The organism is Luteimonas aestuarii (assembly GCF_004357985.1).
GTDB classification, from domain to species: Bacteria; Pseudomonadota; Gammaproteobacteria; order Xanthomonadales; family Xanthomonadaceae; genus Luteimonas; species Luteimonas aestuarii.
On sequence record NZ_SMTF01000002.1, the window covers coordinates 19059 to 35658 of the forward strand.

Below are 16600 nucleotides of genomic sequence, written 5' to 3' on the forward strand. Positions count from 1 at the left end.
CCGCCGTGGCCACCTGTAATGCAGGCACACGCGCTTCGCTTCCAACCGACCCTCAGCGCTGCGCGCCTTGTCCGAACAGCAATCTGCGCTCTTCGTCCGTCAGTGGCTTGCCCGCGGCCGGTGCCACCTCTTTCGCCAGCGCATACGCACGACGCGTGGCCGGTCGCTTGGCGATGGAGGCCTGCCAGCGCCGTACTTCAGGGAATTCGTCCAGCCCCAGGCGCGCCTTGTCGTACGGATCGATCCACGGATACGCGGCCATGTCGGCGATGGTGTAGTCGTCGCCGGTGATGAACGCACGTCCGGCGAGGCGCTTGTCGAGCACGCCGAGCAGGCGACGGGCTTCGTTGGCGTAGCGGTCGATGGCGTAGGGAATCTTCTCCGGCGCATACACGCTGAAATGTCCGTGCTGCCCGGTCATCGGCCCCAGGCCGCCCATCTGCCACATCAGCCATTCGTTGACTTCGGCCTTGCGCCGCACGCTGTCGCCGAAGAAGCGGCCGCCCTTGTTGGCCAGGTAGACGAGGATGGCGCCCGACTCGAACACGCTCAGCGGCGGGCCGCCGTCGGCCGGGGCGTGGTCGACGATCGCCGGCATCTTGTTGTTCGGCGATATCGCGAGGTAGTCGGGCCTGAACTGGTCGCCCTTGCCGATATCGACCGGTTTGATCGTGTACGCGAGCGGGGCGCCGGACTCCACGAGTTCCTCGAGCAGCAGCGTGACCTTGTGGCCATTGGGCGTGGGCCAGTAATACAGGTCGATCATCGCGGTCGTCCACGGCGGGGGAGCTGCAGTCTAGGACGAGAGCGGTGAGGGTAGCGGCCACGTAGGCGGGCCGCTGTGTTGCAGATGGCGAGGCGCTTCGAGCGCGCGCGGGTACTCCTTCCAAGAATCCGGGACGCACGGCGGCAACGCGCCGTGGCGTCCCGGTGGAGGAAGCGGTCAGTCGGTGGCGCAGTCCACGCGATGGTCGAAGCTGGTGCCGGCGGCCACCCGTGCCAAGGCAATGCGTGCACCGCCGCCGGCATGGAGCGCGAACGGCATGTCGAGCCGGGTCATGTCGGCGCCGGCTGCGCGCAGGCATTTCAACGGCATGCCCAGGCGCGTCCACTCGCCGACGGGGAGCGCCGCGAGCGCGGCATCGGCGTTGACCTCGCCGCGGCAGCCTTCGCCGCATCCCGCTGCGATTCGCAGCCGGCCATCTGTCGGCGGCGCATCGACGCGCAGCGTCATCACCACCAGCACGTCGCCGTTGGTTTCCCGGTCGAGGTCGAGCGGGGTGTTGGCACGCACTTCGACGCCGGCGAAATCTTCCCATGCGAACAGGCGTGCGCCTTCCTGCACTTCGTGGTTGATCGCGGTCATCGCCAGCGAACCATCGGTGGTGGTGGCGTGCGGATGCACGATGTCCATCGCCTCGCCATCGGCACCGACCAGGCGCAACGCATGGCCGGTCGTGGCCACGCCGTGGTCGAACCACGCCCCGGTGCCGCCCGCACCGGCCTCGATCCCCGGGTCTTCGGACAGCAGCGCGAGGTTGCCGTCGTCTCCATACGTCAGCCCGAAACCGAACGCGAACAGCGGGTCGTAACCCTCCTGCCCGACGTTGAGCGCGTACTGGTCCGCGCGCCGCGGCCACGAGAAGCTGAGCTTGCCGGTGAAATCATGCTGCACGGCGCCATCGCCAGCGCGCAGCAGCACATCGGCGATGCCGCCGCCTTCGGAGCCCGGCAGCCAGACGGCGACGAAGGCGTCGGACGCATTGAGCTCACGATTCATCCACAGCGGACGGCCGCTGATGAACACCGACACCACGGGGATGCCGTCGGCCTTGAGCTTCCGGATCAATTCGAGGTCGGCGGTGTTGCCGCCCTTGTACATCAGCGTCGGCTGGTCGCCCTGGAACTCGGCATACGGCTCCTCGCCGAAGACCACGATCGCCACGTCCGGCTTCTGCGCGTAGCTGCCGTCGATGGAAAGCTGCGCGCTGCCGCCGGCGGCCTCGACCTGCGCCTTGAGGCCGTCCCAGATCGAATCGGCATTCGGGAAATCGGCGCGCGTGGTGCCGTCGCCCTGCCAGGTCAGGGTCCAGCCGCCGGACTGTTTGCCCACGTTGTCGGCGCCATCGCCGGCGATCAGGAAGCGCTGGTTCGGCGCCAGTGGCAGGATGCCGCCCTGGTTCTTGAGCAGCACCAGCGATTCGCGCACGGCCTGGCGAGCCACTGCGCGATGCTCCGGCGCGCCCAGCAGGTCGAAGCGACCGCCCAGGCCGCGTTCGGAGGGCTTGGGCTTCTCGAACAGGTTCATGCGGAATTTGGCGCGAAGGATGCGGCGCACGGCATCGTCCAGCCGCTCCATCGGGATGGTGCCGTCCTTGACCTGCGCCAGAGTGGTCTCGTAGAGGCCGCGCCAGCTGTCGGGCGCCATCGCCATGTCGAGGCCGGCATTGAACGTCTGCGGGCAATCGGTATTGGTGCACCCGCGCACCTGTCCATGGCCGTTCCAGTCGCCGACGATGAAGCCGCCGAAGTTCATGCGCTCCTTCAGCACGTCGTTCAACAGCGGCTTGTGGCCGTGCAGCTTCTCGCCGTGGAAGCTGTTGAACGATGCCATCACCGACTGCGCGCCCGCGGCGATCGCGGTGACATAGCCGGCGTTGTGCACGTCGCGCAGTTCGGCTTCGCTGGTGCGGGTATCGCCCTGGTCCTTGCCGTCGGTGGTGCCGCCGTCGCCGAGGAAATGCTTGACGGTGCTCATCACCCGGTGGTCGCCAAGGAAATCGCTGGAGCCGGGCTTGCCCTGCAGGCCCTCCACGAAAACCCCGGCGAAGCTGGCGACCAGTTCCGGGTCCTCGGAATAGCCTTCGTAACTGCGGCCCCAGCGCACGTCGCGAGGCACGGCCACGGTGGGTGCGAAGGTCCACTCCATGCCGGTGGCGCGCGTCTCGATGGCGGTGATGCGCGCGATCTCGCGGATCAGTTCCACGTTGCGGGTCGCACCCAGGCCAATGTTGTGAGGGAACAGCGTGGCGCCAATGATGTTGCTCTGGCCGTGCATCGCGTCGATGCCCCAGATGATCGGGATCGCCTTGCCGCCGCCGCTGGTATCCATAGACGCTTCCCAGAACGCATCGGCCAGGTCCAGCCAGGCCTGCGGCGGCGCGTTGTACTTCCCACCCGGGTCGGATCCGCCACCGGCGAGGATCGAACCCAGCCGGTACTTGCGCACGTCCTCGGGGGTGATGCTGTCGATGTCGCCCTGGATGATCTGGCCCACCTTCTCTTCGACCGTCATCGTCGCCAGCAGCGCTTCGACCCGACGCTCCAGTTCCGGATCCTCGGGGAATGGCCACGCCGGCTGCGGCCAGTTCTCCGGCACGATCGCGGTACCCGCGGCGGCGCTGTCGGCTGGATTGGCGGCATCGGCCTGCGGTGCGGCCCGGCACGCGGCCAATGCCACCAGCGCCATGGTGAGGCAGGCCAGGCGCAACAGGTTGCGAACGGGGGTATGCATCATCGTCATCGTCGGTTCCATGGGGAGCGGCCCAGTACAGCGGCGTTGGTTGACAGCGTTGTCAGGACGTGCAGCATAGCCCGGTCCGCCGGGGGATGCTTGTTGCATGGCGTCATGCAGCGGTCGGGGACATTGCACGTCCGTGCCCTGCCATCTGGCAGAATCCGGCGCCGGACAGGGAGGGCAGAGGTGAGCAAGCGAGTCAGAATCGAGGACGTGGCCGCGGCTGCGAACGTCTCCATGAAAACCGTCTCGCGGGTGCTGAACCACGAGCCCAACGTATCGGCGGCCACGCGCACCCGCGTCGAGGCGGCGGTGGAGAAGCTGCAGTACAAGCCGAATCCGTCGGCGCGCGTGCTGGCCGGCCGCCGTTCGTACCTGATCGCCATGCTCTACGACAATCCGTCCAGCAACTACCTGATGGAAGTGGAGTTGGGCATCCTGGACGCCTGCCAGTCCCAGCACTACAACATGATGCTGGCGCCGCTGGTTTACGACGCCAAGGACATCGTGGAGAAAGTCGAGGCCCTGGTGGTGCAGTCGCGCCTGGATGGGGTGGTGCTGACGCCACCGATCACCGACGACCCGGCCCTGCTCGAGCGTCTCGACGAGCTGGACGTGCCGTTTGCCAGCGTCTCGCCGATGGAAGCCTTCCGTCGGATCGGCGTGGTGGTGGACGAAGAGAAGGCGGTGGCCGAGATGATCGTGCACCTCGCCGGCCTTGGCCATACGCGCATCGCGCACATCAAGGGCCACCCCGCGCACGGCGCCAGCGGCTGGCGATTGTCCGGTTATCGCGAAGGCCTGGAGCGCGCGGGACTGGTGTTCGACGATGCACTGGTGGTCGATGGCGAGTTCTCCTACGACTCCGGCTTCGCCGCCACCAATGCCTTGCTCGCCCTCGCCTCGCCGCCCACCGCGATCTTCGCGGCGAACGATGACATGGCCGCAGGCGCGATCTGTGCCATCTGCGAGCGCGGACTGTCGGTGCCCCGGGACATCTCGGTGTGCGGCTTCGACGACACGCCGATCGCACGGCACATCTATCCCACCCTCACCACGGTGCGCCAGCCTACCCGTGAAATGGGGCGCATCGCCGGACAGGAGTTGCTGAAGGCGATCCGCGACCGCGGTGCCGGCGGCATCGTCGAGGTGCCCTACGCGCTGCAGCTGCGGCGTTCGACGGGGCCCGCCCCCGCGTAGCGCCACTGCTGTCGCATCGATCCGTCCGCGGAATTCGGAGCGCTGGGTCGGCTGCACGCCAACGGCCTGTCGGGGCGTCGCCGTCATTGGTTCGGGCGGTGCGATCCAACTTTTTTGCTGCATTGCAGAATGCAACCTCAACCAGATGGGGTATGGTGACAGCGCTGTCAACCGTGGCAGCGGCCGTGCGTGCACGTGCCTGCGCAACCCTGGGGAGGGACAACATGAAACGCACCTTGTTCGGATCGTGCTTCGTCATCGGCGCGATGACGCTGTTGCTGGCCAGCGCCGGGACGGCCGCGTCGGAGCGCGAATCCATCGCACACGCGGCCGCGGCCGTCGCCATGCAGTCTTCGCAAGATGCCCCGCCGCCTGCCGATGGTCCTCCGACCCGCGCGGTGGACCTGGATACGGTCATCGTCACCGTCGAACGGCGCGAGCAGGACCTGCAGCGCTATGCGGGCACCGCGCAGGCGTTCACGTCGGAAGACCTGCGCGCGCTGGGCATCAACAACGAACTGCGCAACATCCAGGTGGCGGTGCCCGGGATGAGCATCGCGAACCAGGAAGGCAACGTCGAGATCTTCATCCGTGGCGTGGGTTCGGCGAACAATACGGAGCTCGGCGATCCCGGCGCCGCGCCGCACCTCAACGGCAATTACATTCCCCGCCCGCGCGGCCTCGGCACGATGTTCTACGACCTGGAGCGCGTGGAGATCAACAAGGGGCCGCAAGGCACCCTGCGCGGACGCAATGCGGTGGCCGGCACCATGAACATCGTGACCAGGCGTCCGCAACTCGGCGAGGATTCGATGTCAGGCTACGTGCAGGGTGAAGTCGGCAATCGCGATCACCGCGGCGGCGAAGTCGCACTGAACATGCCACTCGCGGTCAACGCGGCGCTTCGTTTCGCCGGCTACCACGTCGAGAAGGGCTCGTCCTTCACCAACGTCGGTGATCCCCGGCTGACGCCGGCGGGCATCCAGAATGAAACCGCCGGTCGCCTGTCGTTCCTCTACGAGCCGGACGACAAACTGTCGGTCTTCGCGATGGTCGACATGGGGCACGAGTCCGGCACGGGGTATCCGGGCGCCAACATCTACAGCGCCGTGCGCGCGGGGTACGGTCCCGACGACGTGGATATGCGCGAAGTGGTGTACCGCGGCCGCCAGGGCGCGATGGACAACCGCATCTGGGGCTTCCAGGGCAACGTGGCCTACGACTTCGGCGCGATCGCGCTCGAATACAACGGCAGTTTCCGCGATGTCGATTTCTGGCAGCGCAATGCCACCAGCGACAGCATCAACTGGCCGGGACGCGACCTGTCTGCCGTCGACTACGATGTGTTCAGCAGCCAGTTCTGGCAGACCAGGTCGCAAGCACAGACGCACGAGTTGCGGTTCGTATCCACCGACGGCAATCGCTTCAACTGGACCGCGGGCGGGTTCTACTTCCACGAGAAGCAGCAGGTCGGTTACTTCTCGCTCGCCGACAAGGGTTACTGCTGTTATTCCGGCACCGAGTTCACCATGCCCGACGTGGATGGCAAATCGTGGGCGGTGTTCGGTGACGGCACCTTCGATGTTACCGACACCTTCCGGCTGAAGGGTGGCGTGCGCTACACGGACGAATCCAAGTCCCGTTACGGCATCGGCGGCAACTGGGCGCTGACGCTCGGCGGCGCCGATTTTGCCTGTTGCTTCGCAACGCGGCTGGGAACCGAGGGGTTCGTTCCGACATTGCTGAACCGCCCCAACTTCGACGTCAGCGGCCTGAGTTCCTCTGCGGATTTCGCGCGCTTCCTGCTGCAGGGCATCCTGACGCCGGGTGCGCGCGATACCCTGATCCAGCAGATCGGCGGCATCGCGGACGGCAGTGCGCCAAACGGGAACTGCTTCGTGCGTCCGGATATCGACAACGGGTTCATGCAGTGCCCACCGGACGGCGGGTTTACCTACGCCAACCTCACTATCCCCTCCCAACAGCAGGGTAGCAGTGCGTTCAACTACACCGACTGGCGTTTCGGATTCGAATGGGACCGTACCGACCGCAGCCTGGTCTACGGCACGCTGTCGACCGCGCACAAGGCAGGCGGATTCAACGATTCGTTCGATCCCGACGTGATCCCGGAGACGTATCGCCCCGAGAAGATCCTGGCGCTGGAACTGGGCACCAAGAACCGGTTCGACATGTTCGGCCGGCCGGCAACCTTCAATGTCGCCGCGTTCTACTACAACTACACCGACCAGGTGTTCCAGGACCTTACCGCGATCTCGTTCGATCCGGTGACCGAAGAGGCATCCGGCTTTGCGCTCGCCAATCGCAACGTCGGCAAATCGCGCATCTTCGGTGTCGAAGCCGACAGCACGCTTCGCTTCGAACACGGGTTCTCGCTCAACCTGAACGCCCTCTACCTCGACACGGAGATCAGGCAGGGTGTGGTGGCGGACGCGCGCAGCCAGAACTACGACGCAGGCGGCATCACGTCCGAGATCGACCTCTCCGGGAACGAGCTGCCGCTGGCATCGAAGCTGACCTTCAACGCCCGCCTGCAGCAGTTGTTCGATGTGTCCTTCGGGACGTTCGATTGGCAGATCCTGGCCGCCTACCGTTCCGCGTACTACCTGACGCAGTTCAACAACCGCGAAGTCACGTTCCTGGCCGATACCGCAGGGACCGTGGATCGGGTGGAAGATGCCTTCACCGCCGGCTTCCCGGACCGGCAGCGCGCCGTCACCCAAATCAACGTGGGTGCGGGATTCACTTCACCCGACGGAGCCTGGAGGACGGAGATCTGGGGCGCCAACCTGCTCGACAAGGACGTCTCGCAGAAGGCGCTGGTGGGTTCGGGCCTCAACATCCGCTTCCTCAACGACGCGAGGAGCTACGGCGTGCGGGTGCGCTACAACTTCTGATGACCCGGCTTGCGGGCCGGGACTAGCGTCCCGGCCCGTTGTCCGCAACCCGGCCCAGGTCGACGGCCGTGTCGGGGAAGCGCGAGGCGCGCAGTTTCGGCGCCACCATCGGGATCGTCAGCATGGTGCTGGCCACGGCCATCAGCAGCAGGGCGGTGAAGGTCTCGTTGGTGATGATGGCCTTGTCCAGCAGGATGTTGGCGAAGATGATCATGATCAACGCCTTGGTCTGCAGCAGCCAGCCGATGATGGAGGCTTCGCCGGGTTTCCAGCGCAGGATGCGCCCGGCGATGCGAACGCCGGCGAGCTTGCCGGCCACCGAAGCGACCAGCAGCGCAGCCGCCGCCAGGAACACCGCGCTGCCGCCCACGTCCCACGACGTGCGCAGGCCGGTGCTGAGGAAGAACACCGGCATCACCACCAGCAGCACGTGGTGGCGCAGCAGGTCCATGAGTTCCTGTTCGAACCACTCCGCGTCCATCACCACGCCGGCCAGGAATGCGCCCACCATGTAGTGCAGGCCCGCCCAGTCCGCGCCGAACGCGCACACCGCCAGCCAGATCAGCATCACGTACCAGCGGTCGCGCATCGGGATGGCGCGCATCAGCTTGCGGAAGAACACGCAGGCCACGCCGAATGCCAGCAGGAACGCCGCCTGCCGGCCGATGCGCTCCCAGTCCATCAGCACCAGCGCCAGCACGCCCCAGATGGCGATGTCGTCCAGGCTGGCGTAACGCAGGATGCGCTGGCCCATCTGGCTGCGCAGCAGCTCGAGTTTCTCCATGAACAGGATCAGGATCGGCAGCGCGGTCACCGCGCACGCCATGCCCACGCCGACCACGAATTGCCAGCGGTGGCCTTCGGGACCGATCCAGCCGTCGAATCCGAGCATGCCCGCCGCGACGATCGCGCCGAACGCCAGCGGCACGCCCAGTGCGAGTCCCGCAGTGACGCCGGTCTCGCGGCGGTTCAGCCAGGCCTTGCGCAGGTCCAGTTCGATGCCCGCGATCATCACGAACAGCATCACCGCCCACCACGCCACGCCGTTGAGCGCAGTGATGACGTCGGGCGTGAATACCGTGGCGTGGAACTCCGGCACCGCCTTGCCCAGCACGCCCGGCCCCAGCAGGATGCCGGCGATGATCTGCACCACCACCAGTGGCGCCCAGTAGTCGGTGCGGAATACGCGCCAGACCAGGTAGGGTACGGCGAAGATGATCGCCATCGCGAGCAGGAACAGTTCGGTGGTGGTGATGGCGTGGTTCATGGGCGATGCGATGGCGTCAGCGGGGAAGTCCACGTGCCGTCAAGCGCGCCCCTGCGCTGGGCGGGGGCGGCGGACGATGCGGGGTGGCGAGGCTCAGTGTCCTGCTTTCGCCGCCAGCTTGTCGAGGTCGATGCCCTGCGTGCGCAGGATGCTGGACGCGCGCACCGCGTAGAACGCCAGGTAGGCGAAGCAGGCGACGCCGACGATGAAGCTCAGGTGGATGCTGTACGCGTCCACGATCCAGGCCTGCAGCACGGGAATGAACGCGCCGCCCATGATCATCATGATCAACAGGCTGCTGCCCTGGCCCGTGTTGCGGCCCAGGCCACTGATCGCCAAGGTGAAGATGCACGGCCACATGATGCTGCAGAACAGGCCGACGCTGATGAAGGCGATCACGCTGGTCATGCCGGTGCTGGCCATGCCGATCACCAGCGCGGCGATGCCGCACAGCGCGAAGTACAGCAGCATCCGCGCCGGGTTGCCGCGGCTGGCGAAGGTGGCGGCGATCATGGTCACGATCACCCCGCCGTAGACCAGGAACTGCGAGACCTGGTACTGCGCGATGGCGTTGACCGCCAGGAACACGCCGAACGCCAGGTAGGGCAGCAGCAGGGTCAGCATCCAGCGCACGGTGGGCGGCGCGTTGAACGCACCCGCGGCGCCGGCCCAGCGCCCGATCATCAAGCTGGCCCAGTACAGCGACACGAACGGCGCGATCATCGCCGTCTGCAGCCCCAGGCCGCCCTGTTCGACCGGAAGCTTCAGGTACGCAGGCAGGTTGGCGATGGTCGACACCTCCACGCCCACGTAGACGAAGATCGCGATCATGCCCAATACCAGCTGCGGATACTTGAGCGCGGAGGAGCGATGCACGAGTTTGGTGGCGTCCTCGGCTTCCTCCTCGGCGATGCTGTCGAGGTCGATCCTGTTGGGCACCGAAGAGAACTTGAGGAAGATCGCCACCAGCACGAACGCCGCGCCGAGCACCAGGTAGGGAGTCTTCACCGCTTCGATGTTGGCCTCGGTGCCGCCGGCGGACACGCTGCCGAAGATCGCGATGCTGACCAGCAACGGGCCGATGGTGGTGCCGAAATTGTTGATGCCGCCGGCCATGGTCAGGCGCTGCGCACCGGTGGCCGGATCGCCCATCACGATCGCCAGCGGGTTGGCGGCGATCTGTTGCAGCGAGAAGCCGAGGCCGACGATGAACAGGCCCGAGAGCATCAGCCCGAACGAGCCGGCGTTCGCCGCCGGATAGAACAGCAGGGTGCCCAGCGCGGAGATGACCAGGCCCAGCGCGATACCGTTCTTGTAGCCGATGCGGTTGAGCAGGTCCGCGCCGATGGCCTTCGAGGTCAGGAAGTAGATCACCGAGCCGACGGTGTAGGCGGCGTAGAACGCCGAGGCCACGTACATGCTCTGGGTCTGGGTCAGGTTGAACGCATTCTTGAAGACCGGGATCAGGATCTCGTTGCTGGCGGCCACGAAGCCCCAGAAGAAGAACACCGTGATCAGGACGAGGAATTGCGACCAGCGGGTCTGGTGTTGGGTCGTCATGGGGCCTGCCAATTGCATGTGGATGCGGGGGGATTCGCGGCGCTGCATCATCGGCGGGAAGGTGTCCGGCGGTACGCATGCGATCGCAGGAATGCTTTTACTGTCCGGCTGACAACGTTGTCAAACATTGCCGTGTATGCGTTTCCAACGTGGCGTGGGAGGGCAGGAGTGCGGAATGCTTCCGCTGCATTGCAGCATGCCTGCGCGTGCGTCCTGCCGATGCGTGCGTCACCCGGGCCATCGATCGGACGCGCCCGTTGCAAGGCATCGCGGACACCTCGGCCGGCGTAGCGGGTCGGGTGGACGCGAAGGACGACGCCCGCAGTCGGCGGAAAGGCGTGTTCGGCACCACAATGCGGCGATGACAACGATGGAGCGAAGAGCGTGTCGCAGTGCGGCGATCCTTGGATCGTTCGCCGCGAATTCTGTTACCGCTACCACCCCGGCGCCGGCAACTGCCGAGAAACGCGGAGCCGCGTCGAGTTCGCTGGGCCGGCCGCGTCTCGCAGCGCGGCGCTGATTTCGGCTCCAATGGAAGCGTTTGCACCACCGACTGCGGCCAGGAATTGGTCAGCGACTCTGCTGCAGTGCACGGTGACAGCGCTGTAATGGCGTGCTATCTCGGCATTGCAATTATGTTAGCGCTAACAGAAAACGACGCTTGCGAGGCTGTCGTCCGGGTGCCCCGGCAGAATCGGGGATGAGGTGGTCGGGTCTTCCCATGGCGCTGCAGGCAGGGGATGTGGAACGCGGTTCGGCTTTAGAGGGCGTCCTGGGGGAAGGGCGCGATATCCATCAATCGATTCCGGAACAAGGGTGGGGAGGGTGACCGAAATGGCAAGTTGCAGGAATGGGTGCCGCACGTGCACGCGCACATCGGGACGCGCCGCATTGCGCGTCGGCGAGACAGGGCGCGAAAGTGCGCCGGTGATGATGGGGGTGCCGGCATGAGCCGCAAGTCCAGGTCGATGCGATTCATTCGTTCGAAGGCGATGTTCACCTTCGTCGGCGGCGTGCTGGTGATCAATCCTGCCTTCGCGCAGGACACCCCGCCGCCGCAGGCTCCGACCGCGCAGCAGGCGCAGGCGGCGCAACAGGCACGGGAACTGGACACGGTGGTCGTGACCGGCATCCGCAACAGCCTCGAAACCTCGATGAACACCAAGCGCGACACGCCTGGCGTGGTCGATGCGATCAGTGCCGAGGATATCGGCAAGTTCCCCGATACCAACCTCGCCGAGTCGTTGCAGCGCATTACCGGCATCTCGATCGAGCGTCGCAATGGCGAAGGTGCGCAGGTCACCGCGCGCGGCTTCGGCCCGGGCTTCAACATGGTGACGTTGAACGGACGCCAGATCCCGGGGGCGGACGGCTTTTCCAATGGTGACTCGGTGACCGGCGGCGTCGGGTCCGGCACGCGCGGGTTCAATTTCGCGCAGCTCGCGTCCGAGTCGATCAGTGGCATCACCGTGTTCAAGACCGGGCGCGCGGATGCGCCCAGCGGCGGCATCGGTGCCACGCTCGACATCCTCACGGCGCGTCCGTTCGACTACAGCGGCACGGTCGCCAATGCAGGCGTCAAGCTCGGCACCGATCGCTCGCAGCCGTTCGATAGCGACATCACGCCGGAGGTCTCGGGCATCTTCAGCCACACCAATGCCGACAAGACCTGGGGCGTCAGCCTCAGCGCCAGTTACCAGAACCGCAGGGGCGGCGATGTCCAGGCGACCGAGAACCAGTGGAGCATCCGTCGCTGGACCGGCACCGACAATGCCTTCCGTTCCGACATCAACATCGTCAATGCGCCAGCGTTGGGTGCGCTCTACACGATTCCAAACGACCTGCGCTATGCATTCTCGGATGTCGAGCGCGAGCGCATCAACAGCCAGGCGGTGCTGCAGTTCGCGCCGACCGATGCGTTGACATTGACCCTCGACTACACCTACTCGAGCAACGAGATCACCGAAGACCGCGGCGAACAGACGCAATGGCTCAACCAGGGCGGCGGCTTCACCGATATCGAGTTCGACACCAGCGGCGCGGTCGCCGTGCCGGTGTACCTGCGCGAAGTCACCGGGGGCAAGGACTTCGGGTACGAGCAGCAGCGCAACATGCAGAAGTTCCGCCTCGATTCGATCGGCTTCAACGCCGACTGGGCGGTGACCGATCGCTTCACGCTGGCCTTCGATGCGCATAATTCCCGCAGCCGCAGCTTGCCGAACGACCCGATCACCGGCGGTAGCGCCACGTTCTTCAGCATGGCCGGGACCAGTGCGACCGAGGCACCCCGCAACTGCACCGGCGCGTACTGCGGCGGCAACTGGGCGCAGGAGTTCCGGTTCAACAACGGCCTGCCGATTGCAAGCCGCACGTGGTTCCCGTCCCAGCCGGATGCATTGGCCGGGACCAATGGCGTGCTCAATCCCGATTTCCCGCCCGGACAGCTTGGCTCGCAGGTGCTTCGGATCTGGCACACCAAGCAGGAGACCGAGGTGACGCAGGGCCGCATCGATGGCCAGCTGGACTTCGAGAGCGGGCGCTTCCAGTTCGGCGTCGATTCGTCGAAGGTCACGATGCGGCGGCAGAACTCGGACGACACCTACGGCACGCTGGGCGACTGGGGCGTGGCCAACGTCGGCAACGAGCCGGGCATGCTGGCATTGCTGAATCCGATCAGCATCTCGGGACTGTTCAGTGACTTCGACACCACCGGCATCCCCGGCGGCGCCTGGCGCGGCAACGCCAGCGAGCTCGCGCAGTGGGCGGCGGGCGAGTACGGCGTGCGGTCCAGGTACAATCCGGCGCTGGCTGCCGACAACCGCATCGAAGAGAAGAGCAACGCCGCCTACGTGCAGTGGGTGATGGACGGCGACCTCGGCGGCATGCGCACCAACACGGTCTTTGGCCTGCGCTACGAGCGGACCGACCTCACCTCCACCTCCCAGATCGTGGTGCCGGAGGCGATCCAGTGGCGGGACGACAACGACTTCGCGATCGTGCAGTCGTCGGCAGTCCAGCCGTTCAGCGAAACCAACCGGTACAGCTACCTGCTGCCGAACATCGATTTCAGCATCGACCTGACCGACGCGTTGAAGGGGCGTGCCTCGTACAGCCAGACCATCGCGCGACCGGGCTACGGCAACCTCTACGCAGGCGCCACCATCGCCGGCAACGGGCCGACGGGTTCCATCCTCGTCGCCGACAGCATGCGTGCCACGGGCGAAGCGCAGAATCCCGAACTGATGCCGTTGGAGTCCGACAACTTCGACCTCGCGCTGGAGTGGTATTTCGCGCCGTCCAGCTTCGTGTCGGTGACGTATTGGAACAAGCGGGTCGATAACTTTCCCGGCACCACGGTCGAGCGTGACAATCTCTATGGCCTGCGGGACCCCACGTCGGGCCCGGATGCGCAGGCAGCATTGACGTTCCTGCAGAGTGCGCAATGCCAGGCGCAGGTGGTCGCGGCCGGCAACGACCCCAACATCTGTTCGGCGAACAATATCGGCCTGTTCACCGCGTTGGCGATGCTCCGCAACCCGGAAACCGGAGGGCTGGCGGCCTACAACGGCAGCGATGCGCAATGGCAGGCGATCGCCACCGCGTACGACCTGGTCGGCGAGGCGGACGACCCGCTGTACATGTTCAACGTCAACCGTCCGGTCAACCAGCGGCAGGCGAAGATCCATGGCTGGGAGATTGGCGGCCAGTACTTCTTCGGCGACAGTGGGTTCGGCATCGCCGCCAACTACACCATCGTCAACGGCAACATCGGCATCGATGACGCGGCGGATCCGGCGGCGGGCGACCAGTTCGCGCTGACGGGCCTCAGCGACACCGCCAACCTGGTGCTGATGTACGAGAAGTTCGGCTGGACCGCACGCCTGGCGTGGAACTGGCGCGACGAGTACCTGATCCAGGCGAACCAGAACGGCGCCGCGAACCGCAATCCGTACTACGTGGAGGCCTACCACCAGCTGGACCTGAGCGTGGCATACGCGTTCAACGATCGCTGGTCGGTCGGCTTCGAGGCCATCAACCTCACCGGCGAAGACGTCCGCTGGCGCTCCCGCACCGAGACGATGATGGTCAAGTTGCTCGACCAGAGTCCACGTTACATGGTGGGGATGCGTTACCGCTTCTGATCCCGCTGTTCCTCCCCAGGCGGGAGTGTGGCAAGGGCCGGGGCCGTCCGACGTGGCGGCCCCGGTTTCCTTTATCAGGACATTGGCGCCTTGCGGCGCAGCGTTGATTGCGGAATATTCGGACCTTCGGACGGCTGCGTCGATCCGTTCCCCGGCAGGATCCTGATGTCACGATACGAATTGCTCAACAACGTCGCGCACAAGGACCTGAGGGTCATCACCCGCTTCGGCCCCGAATTCGGCGACGCCAGCGGCACCGTGCCGGCGTACGCGACCGAATACGCCGAACTGCAGCGCGAGTACCCGATCTTCCTGCACCGTGACCGTGACAGCGGTGAATACCGTTCCGTGGCCCTGCTTGGGTTCGAGCCGGAAGAGAACCTGTTCCTGCGCGGTAGCCGCTGGAGTGCCGCCTACCTGCCCGGCCATATCGCGAAGGGGCCGTTCCTGATCGGCTTCCAGGAGCAACAGGTCGATGGCGAGCTGCGCCGCGAGCCGGTGGTCCATGTGGATCTCGACCATCCGAGGGTGAGCTTTGACGAAGGCGAGGCGGTGTTCCTGCCAGGCGGTGGCCAAAGCCCATATCTCGAGCGCGTGGCGACGGTGCTGCGGGGCATCCACGATGGCGTGGAGGGTGGCAAGGCGATGTATGCCGCCTTCGATGCCGCCGGGTTGATCCAGCCGCTCCGCCTCGACGTGAAGTTCGATGATTCGACCGGCGCGAACCTCACCGGGTTCTTCGGCATCGATCGCGATCGATTGGCTTCGCTCGACGCCGAAACCCTGCATGCGCTGCATCGGTCCGGCTTCCTGGAAGGCGCCTACCTGTTGCTGGCCTCGCTGCACAACATGCGACACCTGATGGCGGAAAAGCAGCGTCGCTTGCGCGGACGCGACGGCGCTCAGGTGCCATGACCACGCTTGGCTCGCCCATCCGCGAGCGCGACGGTTGCCGCCCCGACGCGCTGCCACTGGATGAACTGCTGGCCGGCGGAGAGCCGGTGGTGTTGCGCGGACTCGTCCGCGACTGGCCGCTGGTGCAGGCCGGCCTGGTTTCGCACGAAGCGGCGGTCGACTACCTGCTCGGGTTCTACACCGGCAAGCCCGTGCAGTATTCGCACGGCGGTCCCGAGGTCGGCGGCCGTCCCGCCTACAAGCCCGGATACACCGAGCTGAACACCCAGCCGCGGCGCGCACGACTCGACGACTACCTGCGCGAGGTGCTGTCGCATCGCGACGATCCGCGACCGCCGACGTTCTACATGGCCTCGGCACTGGTCGACGGCTGCCTGCCGGGATTGCGCGCCGGCAACGACCTCGCGTTCGCCGCGCAAGGCGTGGAGGCGCCGCCGGCGGTCTGGATCGGCAACCGCACCATCGCCTCCTGCCACTACGATGCGCCGAACAACATCGCATGCGTCGCCGTGGGTCGTCGCAGGTTCACGCTGTTTCCCCCGGACCAGATCGCAAACCTCTATCCGGGACCACTTGAGCCCAGCCCCGGCGGGCAGGCGATCACCCTGGTCGATTTCGCCGATCCCGACTTCGAGCGGTTCCCGCGTTTCCGCGAGGCACAGGCCGTTGCGCGCCATGCCGAACTCGACGCGGGCGACGCGCTGTTCATCCCCAGCCTGTGGTGGCACCAGGTGGAAGGCCTCGATGCCTTCAACGTGCTGGTCAACTACTGGTGGGGCAGCATGCCGGCCCATATCCCCACGCCGATGCACGCGCTGTACCACGCGCTGTGGGCGATCCGCGACCGGCCCGAGCGGGAGAAGCAGGCCTGGCGCGAGATATTCGACTACTACGTCTTCGGCCCGGCCAACCGCGCGGGGGCGCATTTGCCGGAAGCCGCGCGAAAGGTGCTGGGACCGATCGACGACACGCTGGCGCGGCAGCTGCGGGCGATGTTGACCAGCAAGCTGAATCGATGATGGGTTGCGACCGGCGCGGGCCCGGCAGGCCGCATGTCCCCGCCGGTCAAGTGACGTCGCAAGGC

General features: G+C 66.0%; 9 protein-coding genes. 5 read left to right on the plus strand and 4 right to left on the minus strand.

What is annotated here, in order from left to right:
- Positions 1-52: 52 nt before the first annotated feature.
- Positions 53-766, minus strand: coding sequence for a glutathione binding-like protein (locus E2F46_RS02600; RefSeq protein ID WP_133320623.1), 714 nt, complete (start codon positions 764-766; stop codon positions 53-55).
- Positions 767-943: 177 nt separating this feature from the next.
- Positions 944-3535 carry a glycoside hydrolase family 3 protein gene (locus tag E2F46_RS02605; RefSeq protein WP_425599792.1) on the minus strand — a complete coding sequence of 864 codons (2592 nt, stop codon included), beginning with the start codon at positions 3533-3535 and terminating at the stop codon, positions 944-946.
- Between the two features lie 168 nt (positions 3536-3703).
- Here E2F46_RS02605 and E2F46_RS02610 point away from each other — a divergent pair, with 168 nt between their 5' ends.
- Positions 3704-4717, plus strand: coding sequence for a LacI family DNA-binding transcriptional regulator (locus E2F46_RS02610; RefSeq protein WP_425599793.1), 1014 nt, complete (start codon positions 3704-3706; stop codon positions 4715-4717).
- A 224-nt stretch (positions 4718-4941) separates the two neighbouring features.
- Positions 4942-7632 carry a TonB-dependent receptor gene (locus tag E2F46_RS02615; protein ID WP_243720278.1) on the plus strand — a complete coding sequence of 897 codons (2691 nt, stop codon included), beginning with the start codon at positions 4942-4944 and terminating at the stop codon, positions 7630-7632.
- Between the two features lie 22 nt (positions 7633-7654).
- On the opposite strand, the gene E2F46_RS02620 is transcribed toward E2F46_RS02615, so the two are convergent.
- Complete coding sequence (locus E2F46_RS02620; protein WP_133320626.1) at positions 7655-8899, minus strand: cation:proton antiporter; 1245 nt, start codon at positions 8897-8899, stop codon at positions 7655-7657.
- Between the two features lie 93 nt (positions 8900-8992).
- Positions 8993-10459: an MFS transporter gene (locus E2F46_RS02625; protein ID WP_133320627.1), complete on the minus strand. Its 1467-nt coding sequence runs from the start codon at positions 10457-10459 to the stop codon at positions 8993-8995.
- A gap of 947 nt (positions 10460-11406) precedes the next feature.
- Here E2F46_RS02625 and E2F46_RS02630 point away from each other — a divergent pair.
- The 3 genes from E2F46_RS02630 (at position 11407) to E2F46_RS02640 (ending at position 16535) form a co-directional block, all read left to right on the plus strand.
- Positions 11407-14601, plus strand: a complete 3195-nt coding sequence (locus tag E2F46_RS02630; RefSeq protein ID WP_243720279.1) for a TonB-dependent receptor — start codon at positions 11407-11409, stop codon at positions 14599-14601.
- A gap of 165 nt (positions 14602-14766) precedes the next feature.
- Positions 14767-15516, plus strand: coding sequence for a SapC family protein (locus tag E2F46_RS02635; protein ID WP_133320628.1), 750 nt, complete (start codon positions 14767-14769; stop codon positions 15514-15516).
- The gene (locus E2F46_RS02640; RefSeq protein WP_133320629.1) at positions 15513-16535 is read left to right on the plus strand and encodes a cupin-like domain-containing protein; all 1023 of its coding nucleotides are present in this window, start codon (positions 15513-15515) and stop codon (positions 16533-16535) included. The genes E2F46_RS02635 and E2F46_RS02640 overlap by 4 nt, the downstream gene beginning before the upstream one ends.
- Positions 16536-16600 lie beyond the last annotated feature (65 nt).